Annotated in this window: 16 protein-coding genes; 9 read left to right on the plus strand and 7 right to left on the minus strand. The window is 40.6% G+C overall.

Features of this window, described 5'->3' with window-relative positions; genetic code table 11:
* The first annotated feature begins 23 nt into the window (after positions 1-23).
* From BUA60_RS01720 to BUA60_RS01730, 3 genes are all read left to right on the plus strand, one after another.
* Positions 24-1,145, plus strand: coding sequence for a CNNM domain-containing protein (locus tag BUA60_RS01720; protein WP_072860017.1), 1,122 nt, complete (start codon positions 24-26; stop codon positions 1,143-1,145).
* Positions 1,145-1,618 carry a methylated-DNA--[protein]-cysteine S-methyltransferase gene (locus tag BUA60_RS01725; RefSeq protein ID WP_072860018.1) on the plus strand — a complete coding sequence of 158 codons (474 nt, stop codon included), beginning with the start codon at positions 1,145-1,147 and terminating at the stop codon, positions 1,616-1,618. Before BUA60_RS01720 ends, BUA60_RS01725 begins: the two co-directional genes overlap by 1 nt.
* Positions 1,619-1,923: 305 nt before the next feature.
* Entirely contained in the window at positions 1,924-2,637 is a 714-nt protein-coding gene (locus BUA60_RS01730; protein ID WP_072860019.1) for a 3'-5' exonuclease, read from the plus strand.
* A 26-nt stretch (positions 2,638-2,663) separates the two neighbouring features.
* Here the strand turns inward: BUA60_RS01730 and BUA60_RS01735 are convergent, their stop codons facing one another.
* Both BUA60_RS01735 and BUA60_RS01740 read right to left on the minus strand, forming a co-directional pair.
* Positions 2,664-4,868 carry a S8 family serine peptidase gene (locus tag BUA60_RS01735; protein WP_072860020.1) on the minus strand — a complete coding sequence of 735 codons (2,205 nt, stop codon included), beginning with the start codon at positions 4,866-4,868 and terminating at the stop codon, positions 2,664-2,666.
* 151 nt (positions 4,869-5,019) lie between these two features.
* Positions 5,020-5,994, minus strand: a complete 975-nt coding sequence (locus tag BUA60_RS01740; protein WP_072860021.1) for an endonuclease/exonuclease/phosphatase family protein — start codon at positions 5,992-5,994, stop codon at positions 5,020-5,022.
* 77 nt (positions 5,995-6,071) lie between these two features.
* Here BUA60_RS01740 and hflX point away from each other — a divergent pair, with 77 nt between their 5' ends.
* From hflX to BUA60_RS01770, 6 genes are all read left to right on the plus strand, one after another.
* Positions 6,072-7,283 carry a GTPase HflX gene (hflX, locus tag BUA60_RS01745; RefSeq protein ID WP_031446235.1) on the plus strand — a complete coding sequence of 404 codons (1,212 nt, stop codon included), beginning with the start codon at positions 6,072-6,074 and terminating at the stop codon, positions 7,281-7,283.
* Positions 7,284-7,527: 244 nt separating this feature from the next.
* Positions 7,528-8,232, plus strand: coding sequence for an esterase family protein (locus tag BUA60_RS01750; RefSeq protein WP_072860022.1), 705 nt, complete (start codon positions 7,528-7,530; stop codon positions 8,230-8,232).
* Positions 8,233-8,251: 19 nt separating this feature from the next.
* Positions 8,252-9,403 (plus strand): ATP-grasp domain-containing protein, encoded by a 1,152-nt coding sequence (locus BUA60_RS01755; protein WP_072860023.1) that lies wholly within the window; start codon positions 8,252-8,254, stop codon positions 9,401-9,403.
* A gap of 36 nt (positions 9,404-9,439) precedes the next feature.
* A complete protein-coding gene (locus tag BUA60_RS01760) occupies positions 9,440-10,534 on the plus strand; it encodes a carboxylate-amine ligase (protein WP_072860024.1) in 1,095 nt (364 codons plus the stop codon).
* 13 nt (positions 10,535-10,547) lie between these two features.
* Positions 10,548-11,372: a type 1 glutamine amidotransferase gene (locus BUA60_RS01765; RefSeq protein WP_072860025.1), complete on the plus strand. Its 825-nt coding sequence runs from the start codon at positions 10,548-10,550 to the stop codon at positions 11,370-11,372.
* A gap of 11 nt (positions 11,373-11,383) precedes the next feature.
* Entirely contained in the window at positions 11,384-12,577 is a 1,194-nt protein-coding gene (locus BUA60_RS01770; protein WP_072860026.1) for a hypothetical protein, read from the plus strand.
* 47 nt (positions 12,578-12,624) lie between these two features.
* On the opposite strand, the gene BUA60_RS01775 is transcribed toward BUA60_RS01770, so the two are convergent.
* The 5 genes from BUA60_RS01775 to BUA60_RS01795 all read right to left on the minus strand — a co-directional run bounded on the left by BUA60_RS01775 (position 12,625) and on the right by BUA60_RS01795 (position 18,354).
* The gene (locus BUA60_RS01775; protein ID WP_072860027.1) at positions 12,625-13,824 is read right to left on the minus strand and encodes an ATP-grasp domain-containing protein; all 1,200 of its coding nucleotides are present in this window, start codon (positions 13,822-13,824) and stop codon (positions 12,625-12,627) included.
* Between the two features lie 176 nt (positions 13,825-14,000).
* Positions 14,001-15,497 carry a leucyl aminopeptidase family protein gene (locus BUA60_RS01780; RefSeq protein WP_072860028.1) on the minus strand — a complete coding sequence of 499 codons (1,497 nt, stop codon included), beginning with the start codon at positions 15,495-15,497 and terminating at the stop codon, positions 14,001-14,003.
* A 15-nt stretch (positions 15,498-15,512) separates the two neighbouring features.
* Positions 15,513-16,337 carry an alpha/beta hydrolase gene (locus tag BUA60_RS01785; protein ID WP_072860029.1) on the minus strand — a complete coding sequence of 275 codons (825 nt, stop codon included), beginning with the start codon at positions 16,335-16,337 and terminating at the stop codon, positions 15,513-15,515.
* A 519-nt stretch (positions 16,338-16,856) separates the two neighbouring features.
* On the minus strand, positions 16,857-17,306 hold the full coding sequence (locus tag BUA60_RS01790; protein ID WP_072860030.1) for a hypothetical protein: 450 nt from the start codon (positions 17,304-17,306) through the stop codon (positions 16,857-16,859).
* 61 nt (positions 17,307-17,367) lie between these two features.
* Positions 17,368-18,354, minus strand: coding sequence for a hypothetical protein (locus tag BUA60_RS01795; RefSeq protein ID WP_072860031.1), 987 nt, complete (start codon positions 18,352-18,354; stop codon positions 17,368-17,370).
* Between the last annotated feature and the right edge of the window lie 160 nt (positions 18,355-18,514).

An 18,514-nucleotide genomic window follows, 5' to 3' on the forward strand; every position in this document is an offset into this window, starting at 1 on the left:
ACATTAGTATTTTATACTTTTTTATGGGGTTACTTATATTTTATGCAGTTATATCCATCCTCGTATCCTTTCTATGCTCTATTCTGGAAGCGGTATTATTGAGTGTTCCACAAACTTTTATCAATCTAAAGAAAAAAGAAGGCAAATCCTTTGCCGAGGAGCTGGAAACTTTAAAAAAAGATGTGGACAAGCCCCTTATTGCCATTCTCACCTTAAACACCATAGCACACACTGTTGGGGCAATTCTAGTGGGTGTGCAGGCAAAAGTTGCTTATGCTGAATTATATGGAAATACCGTAAACTCCATTTTAGGTATGGAATTTACGGAAGCCGCTATGGTAGGATTGGTCTCTACCGTCATGACCATCCTGATCTTGGTGGCATCGGAAATAATCCCCAAGACCATAGGTGCTACCTACTGGAAACAATTGGCACATGCCTCTACAACATCCCTAAAAATAATGGTCTGGGCCCTTCGTTGGACCGGAATTCTTTGGCTATTGCAGCTTTTTACAAGACTGGTCGGAAAAAAAGGCGTTCATGGAAGTGTATTTAGCCGGGAAGATTTTAGCGCCATGACCGATATTGCCCACGAGGAAGGCGTATTTCAAGAATCGGAATCCACGATAATTAGAAATCTCCTCAACTTTGACGAAATTAAGGTAAAGGACATCATGACCCCAAGGGCGGTGGTAAAAATTGCTTCGGAATCCACCACCATCAAGGAATTTTATAATGCCAACCCCAAAATGCCATTTTCCAGAATTCCTGTTTACAGCAAAAAAATGGATAACATAACCGGGTTTGTTTTGAAGGACATGATTTTGGAGGAAATAATTAAAAAAAATGGGAGCGCGCCACTTTCCAGTATTAAAAGGGAAATATTGGTAAGTAACCGACAAACTCCGATACCCGAGTTATTTGAAACCTTTATCTCCCAAAGGGAACATATAGCCCTAGTTGTGGATGAATATGGTTCCATTAGTGGGGTGGTAACTATGGAAGACATATTGGAGACCTTATTGGGCCTTGAAATAATGGACGAAAGCGACAATGTTGAGAACCTACAACATCTGGCGCGGAAAAATTGGAACGAAAGGGCCAAACGTTTAGGAATAATTCAAGGAAATAAAAATCAGGAGTAATGGAGGCCGTTTATATCAACACACCTTTGGGTATTGCAAAAATTGAAGGTGATGAAGACGGGTTAACTTCTATAACTGTGTATGATAGTGAGGAAGAACTATCTGATATTATTCCTGAATTGCTCGAAGATGCCGTATATCAGCTTCGGGAGTATTTTGAAGGTACAAGAAAGGAATTTAGCTTAACACTCAATCCCGAAGGAACAGATTTTCAAAAAAAAGTTTGGCAAGCCCTACAACAAATACCCTATGGTAAAACAGTTTCCTATCTGGAACTGTCCAAAACCTTAGGCGATACCAAAGCCATAAGGGCCGTTGCTTCGGCCAATGGCCAAAATCCGTTATGGATAGTAGTCCCGTGCCACAGGGTTATAGGCAGCGATGGTTCCTTAACGGGATATGCGGGTGGATTGCATCGTAAAAAATGGCTTTTGGAACACGAAAGTCCCGCAAAACAACAGACCCTCTTTTAATTTCACAGACCCTTCGGTCGGTACATCATCCTTTACAGGCATATTTCTATGCCATTGCCGACTTACATCGATATATCTGTGTTCTTTATGGAAGCATCCCCAATCCGCCACGGTAATTCCAAGTTGTGTACCAACCGTATGGTCGGTTAATACCTTCTTGTTCTTCCAATCATGCATACCACAAAGTGCCGCTATACAACAGGTAAAATGCCCTGTACAACAGTTCTAAATTTGTTTGTATATTTATAATTCCCCTTGTTTTATCAAAATTATAATCAACCCATTTACGTCATAATCAACTTTGGATGTTACATAAAATTAACTTGGAGCACATACTCTTTTTGGACATAGAAACAGTTCCTGAGGAAGAGAATTATAATAAGCTGGACGACGTTAAAAAGGAACTTTGGGAGCATAAGTCGCACTATCAACGAAAAGATGAGTTTACGGCCGAAGAATACTATGACAGGGCGGGAATTTGGGCAGAATTCGGAAAGATCATTACTATTTCCGTTGGTTATTTTAATTATAAAGGAAACACTCGAACGTTTAGGGTTACCTCATTTTATGGAGAAGAGATTAAGATCCTCAAGGATTTCAAAAATTTGTTGGATACGCATTTCAATCGTCCCCACCACCTATTGTGCGGTCACAATGGCAAGGAATTCGATTTTCCCTATATCGCAAGACGCATGATCATCAACAGGGTAGATTTGCCCAACAAGTTGGATCTTTTTGGCAAAAAGCCTTGGGAAATAGCTCATTTGGACACTATGGAACTGTGGAAATTTGGAGACTTCAAGCATTATACCTCCCTTAAGCTTATGGCAAATATCCTAGGCATTCCCTCTCCAAAAGAGGATATAGACGGCAGCATGGTTAAAACCGTTTACTATGAGGATAAGGACCTGGACCGCATTGTAAAATATTGCGAATTGGACGTGATCACAACAGCGCAGGTATTCCTACGCTTACGGAATGATGAACTATTGGATGAAAGTGAAATTAAAAGAATTTAGGGCAGTTACAAGAGATATTTTCAAGACTAGGACTTGTAAAACTTAATAGATTTTGATCCTTCCAGATCTGCTAAGGTCAGCACGTACAGGCCAGTGGTCAGATCGGCAATATAAATTTGTTTTTGCTCGGCCTTTCCAGATTTCACCACGATCCCGTTTAGGGAAACTATTTTATACATGGCATCTTCGGAAACATCGCCATTAATGGTCATTGAAGTTTGTACCGGATTGGGAAAAATGGAAAACTGTACCTCCAAAGTTAAGGTTTCATACTCCATATAGTCTAAAAGTTCGGTTTCGCTTCCCTTAAAGGTAAATTCATATTCCTCACTGTATTCCGAACTTATATTTTCGGAGCAAAATGTTTTCACCCTAAGGCTATATTCCATTCCCTCAACTAAATTATTTAGGCTAATAAAGTTATCGAAGGTTGTTTCCACATTCCATTCGCTACTAGCTTTCTCTTTGTATTCAATTTGAAAAAGGGCATCCGTATTGGCTGTCCAGTTTAGCGTTACCGCAGTGTCATCAGAAGTGGTCAGCTCAATATCTTCAGGAGTAACAAGAACACAGTCGGTAAGGGCAACCCCCGTAACGATGATGGAAAAATTCTGTGGTCCTTGGTTAAGGGTATTTTTATGGGTTACTGTAATAGTATAATCCCCTTGGGCATTCTCTATATCTATTTTTTCAAATGGATCCACCCTATTGTCTCCGTTAACTGCTGGAGCATCTGACTTGGCCGCATTAAGCTTCCAAGGTAAAAAGGTTTTGCCGTCCTTGGTGATACGAATATCCAAATCGTTGACCAAGGCTGCCGACATATCATTTAAAGTTCCTGAATTTACCGCTCCCGTAGCAGGATCTGTCCAAGAAATAGAGGCTGACAATGGTTCTGTTCCATTTGCCACAACCTTATAGGTTTTAGTTTCGCCCTCTGTAAGTGTTTCTTCAGAAATAATGGAGGAAAATCCTTTGTTCGCTATTACCTCTACGGCCGATTTTGAATTAATAACTCCCCAGCCCATTTTGTAATCGGGACCTGGAGCATCAACATCGTCTGCAGTATGCAGAACCAAACCTTTTAAAGTGGCGGCCCTCATAAAACTACCTTCCATTTGTTCGTGATATTCCTGGATCAACAACATAGATCCGGTTACACCCGGAGTAGCTACCGAAGTTCCACTAGCGGTCTCATATTTGGTGTCATTGGCAATTCCAGTAGTATAAATGTTGGTGCCATATGCGGCAATATCCGGCTTAATACGGCCATCATCAACAGGTCCGAAACTGGAATATGTAGTTACAGATGCCCTTAACAATTGCCCTTGATCATTGGTCTCAATATCTGCCGCAGCAACAGTAACTCCGTTTTTGGAAGTCGCAAATCCCAACATCAAATCAAAACCATTGGAAGCCGAACCAAAAATTGGAGCCTCATTATCCTTGCTTTTTTGGGAATTTCCAGCGGCGGTCACCATTAAATAATAGGGCGCATTGTACATAATTTTGTCCCAATCCCTAGAAACTTGGATATAAGATCCAAAATACCAATCCGGCACGCGGTCGGACATAATTCCGTAAGAATGGTTGGATAACAACAGGCCATCGGCCGCCATTTCCGCAACTTCAATTTTATCCCTTCTCCAGTCATTGGAAACGGCCTTTGCCTTGTAAGCAACTCCTTTCGACTTTTTATCCAAACCTTCCGCAACCAAAATACCTGTGACCCTGGTGGCATGGGAATCCACAATTTCACTTTCATCCAAAGTCTGTACCCTATCGCCAAATTCCTTGTGGTTTGTTAGAACTGCTCCCGCGTCCCAAACCCCTACCAACATGTTCTCTCCGTTAATACCTAAATCCAATAAACCATTATCATGCAAGGCATTGGCCCTAGTAGCTGTATTTAGTTCTGTGCTGAAAGTACTGTAGTAAAGAGGTGTTCCATCATCGCCAATAGCAGTAAGTTCGCTAAAATTTCCATCTGCCAATCTTTCCGTTAATTTCCAGCCATTGGTCTTAGCGGCCTGTAACAAGTTATTGTTTTCTTTATCAAAATTCCTTTTTAGGTCATTGGTAAACACGCCTAATTTTGAACTGCGGTACTTATCCTTAATGATGTGGATTTGTTTCTCGGTTTGTGCAAACGAGCTATAGGTAGCAAGGCAAAAAGCTATTGGAAGTAAACTCCTGCTAATCTTTAACAAAGTAAGGTTTGCGTAAGCCATGATAAAGTTTATAGTAAGATTTGGACTACAAATATACTACAACAAGCAAATATTATCGATTAACGCACCTTTTTATTCGATGAACCGCATGGTTTTGTTGTGAACTGTCAAAAAAACAACATGAACGGTTCACTTTATGGAAAGAATTATTTTAAATATTGAACTTAAATTGAACGTAAACCGGAAAATGATCACTAAAACCTCCCATATATCGCCTTCCCACATAGGTTCTATGTGGGCTACCTTTGTACTTTCCCTTATATTCCGCGAGAAAGGCCTCATCAAAAATATTGGCCTCGGCAAAACTATGGGTGCCCCGTTCGTAATTGAAAAAATTATGGGATACAATAATTTGATCGAAAAGGCTCCAAGACCTCTTATAGTTGGCACTTCCCCGATCTGGTGACTTTAATCTCTCCATGGGGTTGTGCAAACTATTCCTACTCATCAGGGTCTGGAGACTGGCAGATGTAGGACCATCATTAAAATCTCCCATTACAATATAATTGGGGTTTTCAATACTTTGCTCCAGGTTTTCCATATACGCAATAATGGTTTTCGCTGCAGCAATCCGCTTATAATCGGTTTCTACCTCCCCATTCCTTCTGGAGGGCCAATGGTTTACAAAAATATGGACCTCCTCCCCATTTAGAACGCCGTTTACATATAAAATATCCCGTGTAGTATCGCGTTGGCCATTATCATTATGTATTATCAATGGAATAGCCTCCGATCCCATTACTTCAAAATTATCCCTATTGTAAAGCAAGGCGTTATCTATCCCCCTCTCATCCGGGGAATCATAGTGAACATAATGATAATTGTACCCATTTAAGGGATCTGTAGACAATAAATCCTGAACCACCTTTCCATTTTCAACCTCGGCTACTCCAACAAGGACAGGAGGAAACCCTGCAGATTCCCGCCCAATTTGGCTTATGGTCTTGGCAAGTCTTGACAATTTGTTTTGATAGCGCTTTGGAGTCCATTTTTTAGATCCATTGGGGGTAAAATCATCATCCAAGGTATTGTAGTCATTCTTGGCGTCGAATAGGTTTTCTAGATTATAGAAAGCCACCGTATGGAGAGTATTGATCGATTTTTTCTTAAAAAATGAAAATTTCATCCAAAATATTTAATCCATTGCTAAAATACGAAAAACCCTTGGCAAGTATTGATTAGATTTGTACTTTAAATAAGTATATGCTAGAGAAGAAGACCATAGAATATGAAAAGGCAGTGCTCATAGGGGTAATGAACAAGGACCAGAATGAGGAAAAGGTAAACGAATATCTGGATGAACTGGAATTCCTTACCTATACTGCTGGAGGTGAGGTTTGTAAACGCTTTGTTCAACGAATAGATCTGCCCAACCCTAAAACCTATATTGGAAGCGGTAAAATGTTGGAAGTGGAGGCCTATGTGAAGAGCAATGATATTGGATCCGTAATATTCGATGATGAACTAACACCGGGACAACAGAGAAACATTGAAAGACAATTAAAATGTAAAATCCTGGACCGTACCAGTCTAATCCTGGATATTTTTGCCCAAAGGGCACAGACCAGTTACGCCCGTACCCAAGTAGAATTGGCACAATACGAATATTTGCTCCCAAGACTTACCGGTCTCTGGACCCACTTGGAAAGACAAAAGGGGGGTATTGGAATGCGTGGGCCGGGTGAAACGGAGATCGAAACCGATAGACGTATTGTCCGTGATAGAATTTCGCTTTTAAAGAAAAAATTATTGAAGGTAGATAAGCAGATGGAAACACAAAGAGGTAATCGCGGGGCACTTGTCCGTGTAGCCTTGGTAGGATATACCAATGTAGGCAAATCTACCCTGATGAACGTTATTAGTAAAAGTGATGTCTTTGCCGAGAACAAGCTATTCGCAACCTTGGACACCACGGTTAGAAAAGTGGTGATAGGCAACCTTCCCTTTTTATTGAGTGATACGGTGGGATTCATTAGAAAACTGCCCACACAATTGGTAGAAAGTTTTAAAAGTACTTTGGATGAGGTGCGCGAAGCAGACCTGTTGTTGCACGTAGTTGATATCTCCCACCCCAATTTTGAAGAGCATATAGATTCTGTAAACCAAATTCTTACCGAAATAAAAAGTTCTGACAAAAAAACCATTATGGTTTTTAACAAGATAGATCAATACGAACACAAGACTATTGATGACGATGATTTGATTACAGAAAAAACAAACAAACACTTCACTATTGAAGAGTGGAAGAATACCTGGATGCGACGCGTTGGGGATAGGGCCCTATTTATTTCGGCCCTGAACAAGGAGAATTTGGAAGAATTCAGAAAACGTGTATATGACGAGGTCCGGGACATTCATATAACCAGATTTCCATATAATAACTTTCTATATCCAGAACATTTGGATGAGTATTAGGCGGCAGTGATAGAGGCTGAAAAACAAAAATTTACCTTTTACAGATACTCCTTTCTATTTTTGACCTAAATTCAAAGGCATTGATAATCAATGCTTTTGAATCATTTCCACTTGTGATGGGGAAAAACTATCCTTGAGGCACATCCATAAATGCCGATCTTTCCTTAAATCAGATTTGTTGGCATCATAATTTTGGCTAACTTTAAGACAAGGAGATACTTCCCCAACCTTTAATAAATACATTTTGGAAGAGAACTATCATAAATGGTATTCCCCGAATCTGAGCAAGGAAATGGAAATGATAGTTTATGGTCATTGGGGCTATCCTTTGTTAATTTTCCCGACAACCAGAGGGAAGTATTACGAAAGCAAGGATTTTCATTTAATAGACTCCATTGCCTGGTTCATAGAACAAGGCAAGGTGAAGGTATATTGCTTGGACAGTATTGACGAATACAGTTGGTACAATAGGTCCATACATCCTGCGGACCGTGTTAAAAACCATATTTGGTACGACAAAATGATTTTGGAGGAAGTAGTGGCCAAAGTACAACACGAATCCCCTATTGGCAAAGTAGCCGTTGCAGGTTGTAGCTTCGGAGGCTATCACGCAGCAAATTTTGCCTTTAGACATCCCGAAAAGGTTAGCCACCTATTCACCATGAGCGGGGCTTTCGACATCAGGGACCAATTGGATGGGTATTACGACGACAATGTTTATTTTAATAATCCTGTGGATTACCTGCCCAACATGAATCATCCCGATCTGTATAATATGAAAATAATTTTAGGTACCAGCGAACATGATATTTGTTTGGGTGCCAACCTCGGAATGTCGGCAATATTATCCAATAAAGGTATTGATCATTGGCTGGACAATCGGCCCAATGCAAGTCACGACTGGCCTATATGGCGCGAAATGTTTCCCCATTATTTATCCTTAATGTAAACTTTAATACATAAACCGTATGAAAAAAATTGGAATACTATTCGGCCAGGAAAATACCTTTCCCCAAGCCTTTATAGATAGAATAAATGAAAAAAAAATAAATGGGATAATGGCCGAGGCCGTCATGATAGACAAGGTAATGCAGGCCGACCCTACGGAATATGCCGTTATCATAGATCGTATATCCCAGGACGTTCCCTTTTATAGAGCATACCTAAAAAACGCGGCCATATCGGGCACAGCAGTTCTCAACAATCCTTTTTGGTGGAGCGCGGATGAAAAATTTTTCAATAATGCACTGGCCATAAAAACTGGGGTTCCAGTACCCAAAACCGTGCTTCTACCTTCAAAGGAAAGACCAGATGATACCACGGAAAATTCGTTCAGAAATTTAAAATATCCCATGGATTGGGATGGTATTTTTGAACATATCGGTTTTCCCGCATATATGAAGCCTTTTGCTGGAGGCGGATGGAAAAATGTCTATAAACTTAATAATGCCGATGAGTTTTTTAAGAGTCACAGCGAAACTGGACAACTTATAATGATGCTACAAGAGGAAATCGTCTTCAATGAATATTTCCGTTGCTATTGCCTTGGCGGTAATGAGGTGCGAATTATGCAATACGAACCCCGTAACCCGCACCATTTAAGATATGTACATGACGGACCTCCCTTGAGCCAAAAACTTTTGGATACGGTCAAGGACTACACCATAAAACTAAATGCAGCCTTAGGGTATGATTTCAACACCGTAGAATTCGCTGTAAGGGACGGTATACCTTACGCTATAGATTTTTGCAATCCTGCCCCGGATGCCGATATTAATTCCGTTGGGCTAGAAAACTTTGAATGGGTTGTGGAGACAGCGGCAAATATGGCCATAAAAAGAGCACAAGAGCACAAACCAGGCCAGATGAACCTTACCTGGGGAACATTTGTCAAGAATGCGGTTGCCCCGACCACAAAAAAACCTGCAGCCAAAAAAACTCCCGCAAAAAAGGCCCCCGCAAAAACAACAACACCTGCCGCTAAAGCCACGGCGGTAAAAAAAGCTCCGGCAAAAGCAGCAGCGACCAAAGCAAAAAAGGAAACCCCAGCTAAGACAACAACGGCCGCCACCAAAAAACCGGTCAAAAAGGCCACAACAACCAAACGCAAGTCAAAATAATTTTGACAATGCCCAAACTGAAATACCTGGAGACCAATGGATTTTACATTAGGAGTAGAAGAAGAATATCAAGTAATAGATCCCAATACTCGTGAACTGACTTCCCATGAGCAAAAAATTGTAGAAATTGCCGATGAGATCTTGGAAGGACAAGTAAAGGCAGAAATGCACCAAGCCGTAGTTGAAGTGGGTACGGTCATTTGCAAGGACATTAGAGAGGTTCGGTCCCAAGTAACACATTTGCGAAAAACAATATCGGAGGTTGCCTCCGGTCTAGGCCTACGCATAGCCGCAGCAGGTACCCACCCATTCTCGGAATGGGAAAAGCAATTAATCACAGTGCACCCGAGATATGATGAAATTGTTCAGGAATTGCAGGATGCCGCCCGGTCCAACCTCATTTTTGGACTTCATGTACACGTGGGTATTGAGGATAGGGAAATGGCCATCCACATCTATAATTCCGTGCGATATTTTTTGCCCCATATTTACGCACTCTCTACCAACTCCCCTTTTTGGGAGGGTAGAAATACAGGCTTTAAATCTTTCCGTACCAAAGTTTTTGATAAATTTCCGCGTACCGGTATTCCGGATTTCTTTACAGGTGCCGGGGAATACGAGCGCTATGTTAATCTTCTGGTACAGACAAAGTGCATAGACAACGCCAAGAAAATATGGTGGGATGTAAGGGTGCACCCTTTTTATCCGACTATTGAATTTAGGATCTGTGATGTCCCCTTAACAATAGATGAAACCGTTACCATAACGGCATTAATTCAGGCTTTGGTGGCCAAGCTTTATATTCTAAGAAGAAGCAACCTCAACTTTATTATTTACAAAAGGGCATTGATCAACGAAAACAAATGGCGGGCCTCAAGATATGGAATTGATGGCAAGATGATCGACTTTGGAAAATCTATAGAAGTTCCAACAAAAGAATTAATTTTGGAGTTGCTGGAATTTGTAGATGATGTGGTAGATGAACTCGGAAGCAGGGATGAAATCAATAAAATCCATAAAATTTTAAATGAAGGGACAGGGGCGGACAGACAATTGGCCGTTTTTGAAAAAACCAAAAGCCTTAATGATGTAGTCGATTTTATTTTGAAGGAGACGGTTGCAGGTATTTAAATGAACAAGAAAAATGTTGGATAGAAAAAAAAAGATTGCCGTTTTGGACCTATATAATGGAATTCCAAATCAAGGACTCAGATGTATACGTGAAATTTTGGATAAATTCAGCGCCAGAGCCGATTACCAATTTTTTGACGTTAGGACCAAAAATGAAATTCCCGATACCAGCTATGATATTTACATATCTTCCGGAGGGCCGGGAAATCCTTTGGAAGGAAACGGCATATGGGATAAGAAATACTATTCCCTTATAGACCAATTATGGGAACATAATGCAAATGGCAATTATCCCAAGAAATACGTTTTCTTTATTTGCCATTCCTATCAAATGGTATGTCATCATTTTGGTCTAGGAGAAATTACAAAACGAAAATCCCCATCTTTTGGGGTTTTACCCATCCATAAGACCAAACATGGTAAAGCCGATGCATTGTTTTCCAAATTGCCCGATCCGTTCTTTGCAGTGGATTCCAGGGATTGGCAGCTTATTCAACCACGATTGAAGGTTTTTGAGGAAAAAGGCGCCAAAATATTGGCTCTGGAGAAAATCCGGACACATGTTGAATACGAGAGGGCAATTATGGCGGTTCGTTTTTCCGATGAATTTGTGGGTGTACAATTTCATCCCGAGGCTGAACCGGTGAGTATGGAAGCGCACTTTGCCAAACCGGAAAACGAAGAAAAGGTAGTAGCCACCTATGGGAAAAGGAAATATGACAATATGATGACCCACATAAGGGATACGGACAATTTGGAATCTACCTACAATTCCATAATACCGGGATTTATAGACAATGCCATTAAAAAGATTGGATTATCCAAACAACTCTCATAACATAGGTTTTCATGGTAGAACATCTTCGTCAGCAGTACAATGCCGCATTCACGGATGATAAATACAATACTTTTTTAGAAGGGATCCGTTCGACCTACAACCACAAACCTTCCTTTCGCATCGCTGAGACCCCTATCTTTATTCCCAAATACCTAAAACATAGATTATTGGAAGCCTGCGATGAGGTGAACAATGTTATCTGCAGTCCCAATTTTAAGGAGCTGACCCAAAACGCCCTTCAAGATATATCCAGATTGGTCCCGGGGGAAGATGAACACACTACATTTCTTCAAATGGACTTTGGAATATGCTTGGATAGGGAAGGAAATTTAATGCCCCAAATGGTGGAAGTGCAAGGTTTTCCAACCCTTTATTTTTTTCAGGAACTAATGGCCAAGGGCTATAGGGACCACTTTAAAATTCCATCCAACTATCATCATTTACATGGCATTTCCTCATCAGAATATGTTGAGAAACTAAGGGAGATTATTGTAGGTGACTGTTCCCCGGAAAATGTGATACTTCTGGAAATTGAACCTCATAAACAGACCACCCAAATTGATTTTTTGGGGACGGCCCACCATTTGGGAATAAAAGTAGTTTGTATAAGCGAATTGATTACCGAAGGGAAAAATGTTTTTTACCTTAATGGACAGGGTCTAAAAGTCCAAGTACACCGAATTTATAATCGGGTTATTTTTGACGAGCTGTTTAAAAGGGACGATCTTCAGCGACAATTCGATTTTACCAAGGAATACGATGTAGAATGGATAGGGCATCCCAATTGGTTTTTTAGGATAAGTAAATTTACTATGCCCTTGATCAACAGCCCTTATGTTCCCGCCTGCCATTTCTTGCACCAATTGGAAAAGTATCCAGAGGACTTGGAAAACTATGTATTAAAGCCATTATTTTCATTTGCCGGATCGGGAGTACTCATCAATGTCACAAAACAAGATCTTGACGCAGTAGAAGATAGGGAAAACTACATCTTGCAGAAAAAAGTGGCTTATGCACCGGCTATAAAGACCCCAACAGGTCCGGCCAAATGTGAAATCAGGATGTTGATGATATGGGAAAAAGGCGAAAAAAAGGCCAGAGTAGTCAACAATCTAGTGCGTATAAGCAAGGGTGAAATGGTCGGGGTTCGCTATAACAAAGACAAAGATTGGGTAGGGGCCAGTGTAGGTTTCTTTGAAGACTAGAGATACTTTAAAATCTTTCACCTCCTTAGAGCTCTTCCCAAGACATATTAGGTACTTGCGTGAAAGTCGATTTGGATACGTCTGGTATGCTCGTTTAGCAATTCCAGCACCCTTTCCTGACTCTCCGATTGTACAATATGGCCTATATGGTACTCCTTCTGCAATTGCCAGCATATTTCCTGATCTGTAAAACAGGAATAGTCAGGGTATTGAAATCTGCATAAGGAAACCACAATACCCGCAAATTGGTTTTTTACCGCGGGCAGCTTGTATGGTTTTCCTTTGGCCATGGCATCTTCGATCACTGCCCATTCTGCCCACAAATTAATTCCAGAAGCAAAGGACACCATTTCCGCCAAATGGGCCCCACCGACCCTAGAGGCCGTTTCCAAAAAATAAAACTCCCCAGTATCCCGAGATTTAATATACTCGCTGTGCGAGGCGCTAAATCGCATTCCGAAGGCCTTTAGGACTTCTTCATTGATTTCCATTAAGCCCAAGGAATCCGGAGAATCCATCTTCAATGTAACGGATCTAAAGATACCGTGTCCGTGGGCCACGTCCATAGGGGTACTTAAATATTGCGAAGCCAGTGTAAAAACAATCTTACCATCCACAGATAAGGAATCTACGTGATAAACGTCGCCCGGAGCAAATTTCTCCAACAGGTACTCATGTCTACGATCGCCCAAAGATTCCAACACTGCCCATAACTCTTCCTTAGAGAATATTTTGCGTATCCCCGTGGCAGAAGCTTCGGAACGTGGCTTGATCAACCAAGGTGGAAGCACACGTTTTGTATATTCATCTATTTCTCTATTATTGAACAATGGAGTAAAGGATGGAACTGGAATATTGGCCTCCGCAGCTTTCATTCTCATGGCCAATTTGTCCCTAAAATACCTGCCTGTAGTCTGCCCCATACCAGGTATTCTAAAATGCTCGCGCACTAAAGTGGCTTTCTCGACATCAAAATCGTCCAAGGCCACTATCCGGTCTATTTTCTGGTTCTGCATTAAAAAAGCGAGACCAGAAATAAGGTCGTCCATATTCCATACCCCTTCCCTCTTTTCCTGCATATAGAAAATTTCATCTATGGATTCGCGAGGCCACTTTTTGTGTTCCAATCCCTTGGAGGTGATCAACAACACCTTGTTGCCCAAAGCCTTACAGGACCTTATAAAATCCTCTCCCTTAAAAAAACTGCTAATACACAAAAAAGTGGTTTGATCGGAATTTCCTGTCATGGTAGTGAGGTATAACTTATTAACTGTAAAATACCCAATAATCCCTAATTAGCATCAGAAACCATGCAAAAAAACTTCCTATCCTATTTATTAAGATTCTAGTTAAGATTGTTACCCTTCAATTAAGTTGCCAAAACCCAAAAAGAGGCTAAAGGAAATTATGGGCCTATAGGAAACTATTTCTCCAAACCGGCAATAAAATCTGTAAGCAATCTAACCCCGAAAGCGGTTGCCGTTTTCTGGGTATAGAATTCCGCGTCACCAAAGGCCACCCCAGCAATGTCCAAATGCGCCCAATTGGTATGTGCATTGGTGAAAAACTCCAGAAATTTCGCAGCGCTGATAGCTCCTGCAATGGGCTTGCCACTATAATTCTTTACATCGGCAATATCGGATTTTATATCCCCCTCATAGGAATCCCACAAAGGAAGTCGCCACAAACGTTCCCCACACCGGTCTCCGGCAGTCGTTAAGCCATGGGCAAGGTCATCATTGTTCGTAAATAACCCGCCTGCTACATAGCCCAAGGTTTGCACACAACTTCCGGTAAGGGTAGCCACGTCTATCATTACATCCGGACTGTAGTTCTTATTTAGATAGGCAATTCCATCAGCTAAAATTAAGCGTCCCTCTGCATCGGTATCAATGATCTCGATTGTCTTGTCCGCGTAAGACCCAATAACATCTCCCGGTTTTAAAGCTTTGGCGTCCACACAGTTCTCTGTGGTGGGTATAATGGCGATAAGATGTACGGGCAATTTAAGTTTGGCGGCCAACTCTATTGTTCCCAGTACCGCCGCAGCTCCACCCATATCGCTTTTCATATAATGCATGTTGGAAGACCCCTTTATGGACAAGCCCCCTGTATCAAAAGTAACACCTTTGCCCACCAAGCCCACTTTGGGTATTTTTGAACCCATAGCTTTTGGCTTATATTCCATTACAATGAACCTTGCAGGTGTTTCACTACCCTGACCGACTGCCTTGAGTGCAAATAATCCCAATTTTTCAATGGCCTTTTCATCATGGACTTCCACATTATAACCAAATTCCTTACCAGACATTATTGCTTCCTGGCCCAATTTAATAGGGGTAAGCTTATTGCTAGGGGCGTTTACCAATCCCAGCATCTTAAGTTGGGTTTCTGCTATGGCCCGGCCTTTGTCTGCTGCTACTTCTACTATATCATCAAAACTGTCCGGAACAAGGATTTGTAAAGTCAATTGTTCGGAATCCCATTTATGCGCTGGTACAGTCGATGTTTGGTACATACCCTTTTTATAGGTCCCCAACAACATTCCACTAACGAGGCCTTCAGTCAATACAGCTAAAAATTCAGGGTCAAAATTGGCGCTGCCAATATCAATGCTCAAATTGGACGGTAATTTGGCAGATTCCATTTGAAGGAAGCGCTTAAAAGCATCTATTACCACTTTTAAGGTTGGTTTTGTTCCCAAACCCAAACAGTATACCCTTTTTATACTTTTATGACCATTGGGGAAAAACAAGGAGACTTCCTTTTTTTCGGCCTTTATTTGTTCCATTAACAATGACTTGGGGAGCTGTAGATCCCCCGCCAATGTAGCAATGTCCGTTTCTAAATTTTCACCTTGTACAAACGGTACTATAAAGGTTTCCGAAAAAAGACTTTTGTCCTTTGTAATGTTGATCATAAAACTGTTTTAAGTTTATTTTCTAAAATAAAGAAATTCTATGGCTGCCGGGAATTCTTGGCTCCAAAACCATTCCTCATGTTTTCCTTGGGGATCAATATGTAATTCAATATTAACAATTGTGCCCTCTTTGTTCTTATCCTCAAGCACTTGTTTCAATCTTTTCACATTCCCCACCATATTCACACTTTCGGAACCTCCAGCATACAAATAGATATCGGTAGGATAAGGTTGATGAAATGCTATGGCGTCAAAATAAATCTTGGGGGTAATCCACAGCGAAGGAGAAAAAATCATCAATTTTCCAAACACTGAAGGATATCTTAGCCCGGCATAGATACTTATTAGACCTCCCATTGAACTCCCTCCAACTCCAGTATTCTCCCTTTCTTTTAAGGTCCTAAAATTTTTATCAATATGAGGTTTTAGGGTTTCCACCAAGAACTTAAGATACCTTTTGCCGTCCCCTTTACCCCATTTGGTTTCTTTAAAGGGTGAAAATTCCAATACCCTTTCCTCTTCCGCATGATCTATAGCGACAACAATAACCTCCCCCATTCCCTTTCTTGCCAATTCCGATAGCTTTTCATCAATGGCCCAGTTGCCATAAGGTCCACCACCATCAAATAGATTTTGGCCATCATGTAAGTACAATACCGGATAACTTTTTGAGCTAACCCCATAGCTACCCGGCAAGAGTACCGATATTCTCCTTTTCCTATTCAACTGCGGAATTTCATAATCCTCAGCTATTATGCGAATCTCAGGCCTATAGGAAACTTGATTTCCGCCTTGACTTCCTGCGTCGTTGATATTTTGCTCCAACATGCTCTTTTCCATAATATTATCCCAACAAATGCGGACAAAGATAATCTGTTTTGGAACAACAGTACCATCAAAGCAACCCTAATCTATTGTTCCACCCAACATTCTGCTTCTATGACCCCAATATGTAGGGCCAGATGATGGATTCCAAATAAATTAATAGTCGAAAAAGAAGAGATAGAAAATAATTATTATGCTGTTTATCGAAGAAAGGATACCGTTGGTTTTTTTCACAACATTATGGAGTGTGTTCACAACAAAAATTAAGTGGAACTGTTTAATCCTTCTATCTTTACCTTGTATTTAAGTGATAGTGTTTCACCCCAAATCAAACGCGAAACTTAATTCCAAGTGCTTTTTCCCCAAATCAGCACTTAACCTTAAAGTAACGCTTTATAATAATAAACCAAATTTTACTGAAAGACCTACTTAACTAAAAAATTGCCCCTCAACAGAGGGGCTTTTTTTTATTAATTCTCCAGGACATATAGTGGTATTGACTAACTATTATATAAGACCTATTATTTCCACAAACTAGTTTGAAAAAGTATAGTTAACAGTCTCGAAGGATTCGGAAATGGTTGTTTTGCCATCGGCCGATGCTATCTTGACCATTAATTGATCCACTACTACTGCATTATCACCGGATGTAATGGAAATCATTACAGTTCTAGTGCCCTTTCCAGTAAGTAATGGGGAAGATGTATAACTATACTTTGGAGAAATGCTTCCATTGGTATAGGGTTGAACCCATATTCTACCGCCATTAGAATCGGCTATCTCGTAATCATAAATAAGTATTACTTCTTCATCAAATTTTAAGGACGCCGGAGTATTGGGTGTCTTACTCTTTATGGTCACTTTATTAACGGCAATGTCTGAGGTTCCATCATCACTTTTACTACAGCCATTAAAGACAAATAAAAAGATTATGGCGATTACAGTTCCGATTAAATCAATTTTGGGATAACATCTTGTTTTCATGATTTCTTTATTTTAATAATTACCTTAAATTTTGAGGAACCTTTTTAAACACAGACTAATTCTACTGAAAATAGACCAACATATGAACCATTTCCTCCGGATCGGGAACATGCCCTCCTCCAAATGTCTTTCCATTGATGTGGTATAACACGGGAATAACCAGTGCAACTTCATCCGTAAGGATGCAAGAACCATGTTCTAAAGTAGCCTTTAGTATTCCGTTGGCATCGGCAATGACAATATTGCCAGTCCCGGTATCGGGGCCTATAGGAGGATTGTTGAAATTCACGAAATCGTTCATGAAATCTATTTGTTCACTAACGGACCTAGTTTTGTTGAGATAGGCCAACCAAAAAGTATAGGTGCCGTTGGGAATCATCCCCTCAAGATTCACCTTCACCATAGATGAATTGCCATTACAGTGCACCACCAAATTTCCCTTAGCCGTTTGAAATTCCGATAATATAATCTGATGATTATCCGGAGCCATTATTGGTGTAAGTAGGCCAATAGGATCATCAAATATATTTGCTGCAAAAAGAGGCTCATTGGGATCTGTGGGAGTGTTACCTTCCTTGTCAACAATTTCTTCCAATAATTGAACACTCCCAAAGTTTAAGTGGGCAGGTACCTTCTCGGGTTTAACGACAAAATCTACATTCGCCACTTGATGGTACCGCAGTTGAACAGCAATTGGAATTTCTGTTACCAATTTTGTGGATAAAGGAGGAATAATACTGGCACTATAGTGTCCTAAATTATCGGTTTCCCCTGAGAAATTGCCTTCCATATCGGTAACCATTTCTACCGTATCGGACCCATTGGCAAAGAATACCTTGGTTTTGGGATATGGATTCCCAAGTTCGTCCTTGACTGTCCCTTTAATCTTGCCGGTGAGATCCACTGGAAAATCGGTTTCAGATTTAATACACCCAAGTGCCGTGCTACTTAAAACTATGGCCAATATCAACTGTAAAATGAATACTGCTTTTACCCTATCGACAATTTTAGTAATTACAAATGTCCCAAACGCTCTTGTTGTTTTCATAATGATAGTTTTAGAGTTAAACAAACTTGAGGGGAATATTACTAGTGCTGTCCAAAGCTATTCCAACCTATGTTGTTTAACTAACATAAAGGTTCCAAATTCTGACAAAATAGTTCCAACGTATAATTGTTGATTTCCTTGAAAAGGCGACCAATAAACT

It is taken from the genome of Arenibacter palladensis (assembly GCF_900129275.1).
Lineage (GTDB): Bacteria > Bacteroidota > Bacteroidia > Flavobacteriales > Flavobacteriaceae > Arenibacter > Arenibacter palladensis.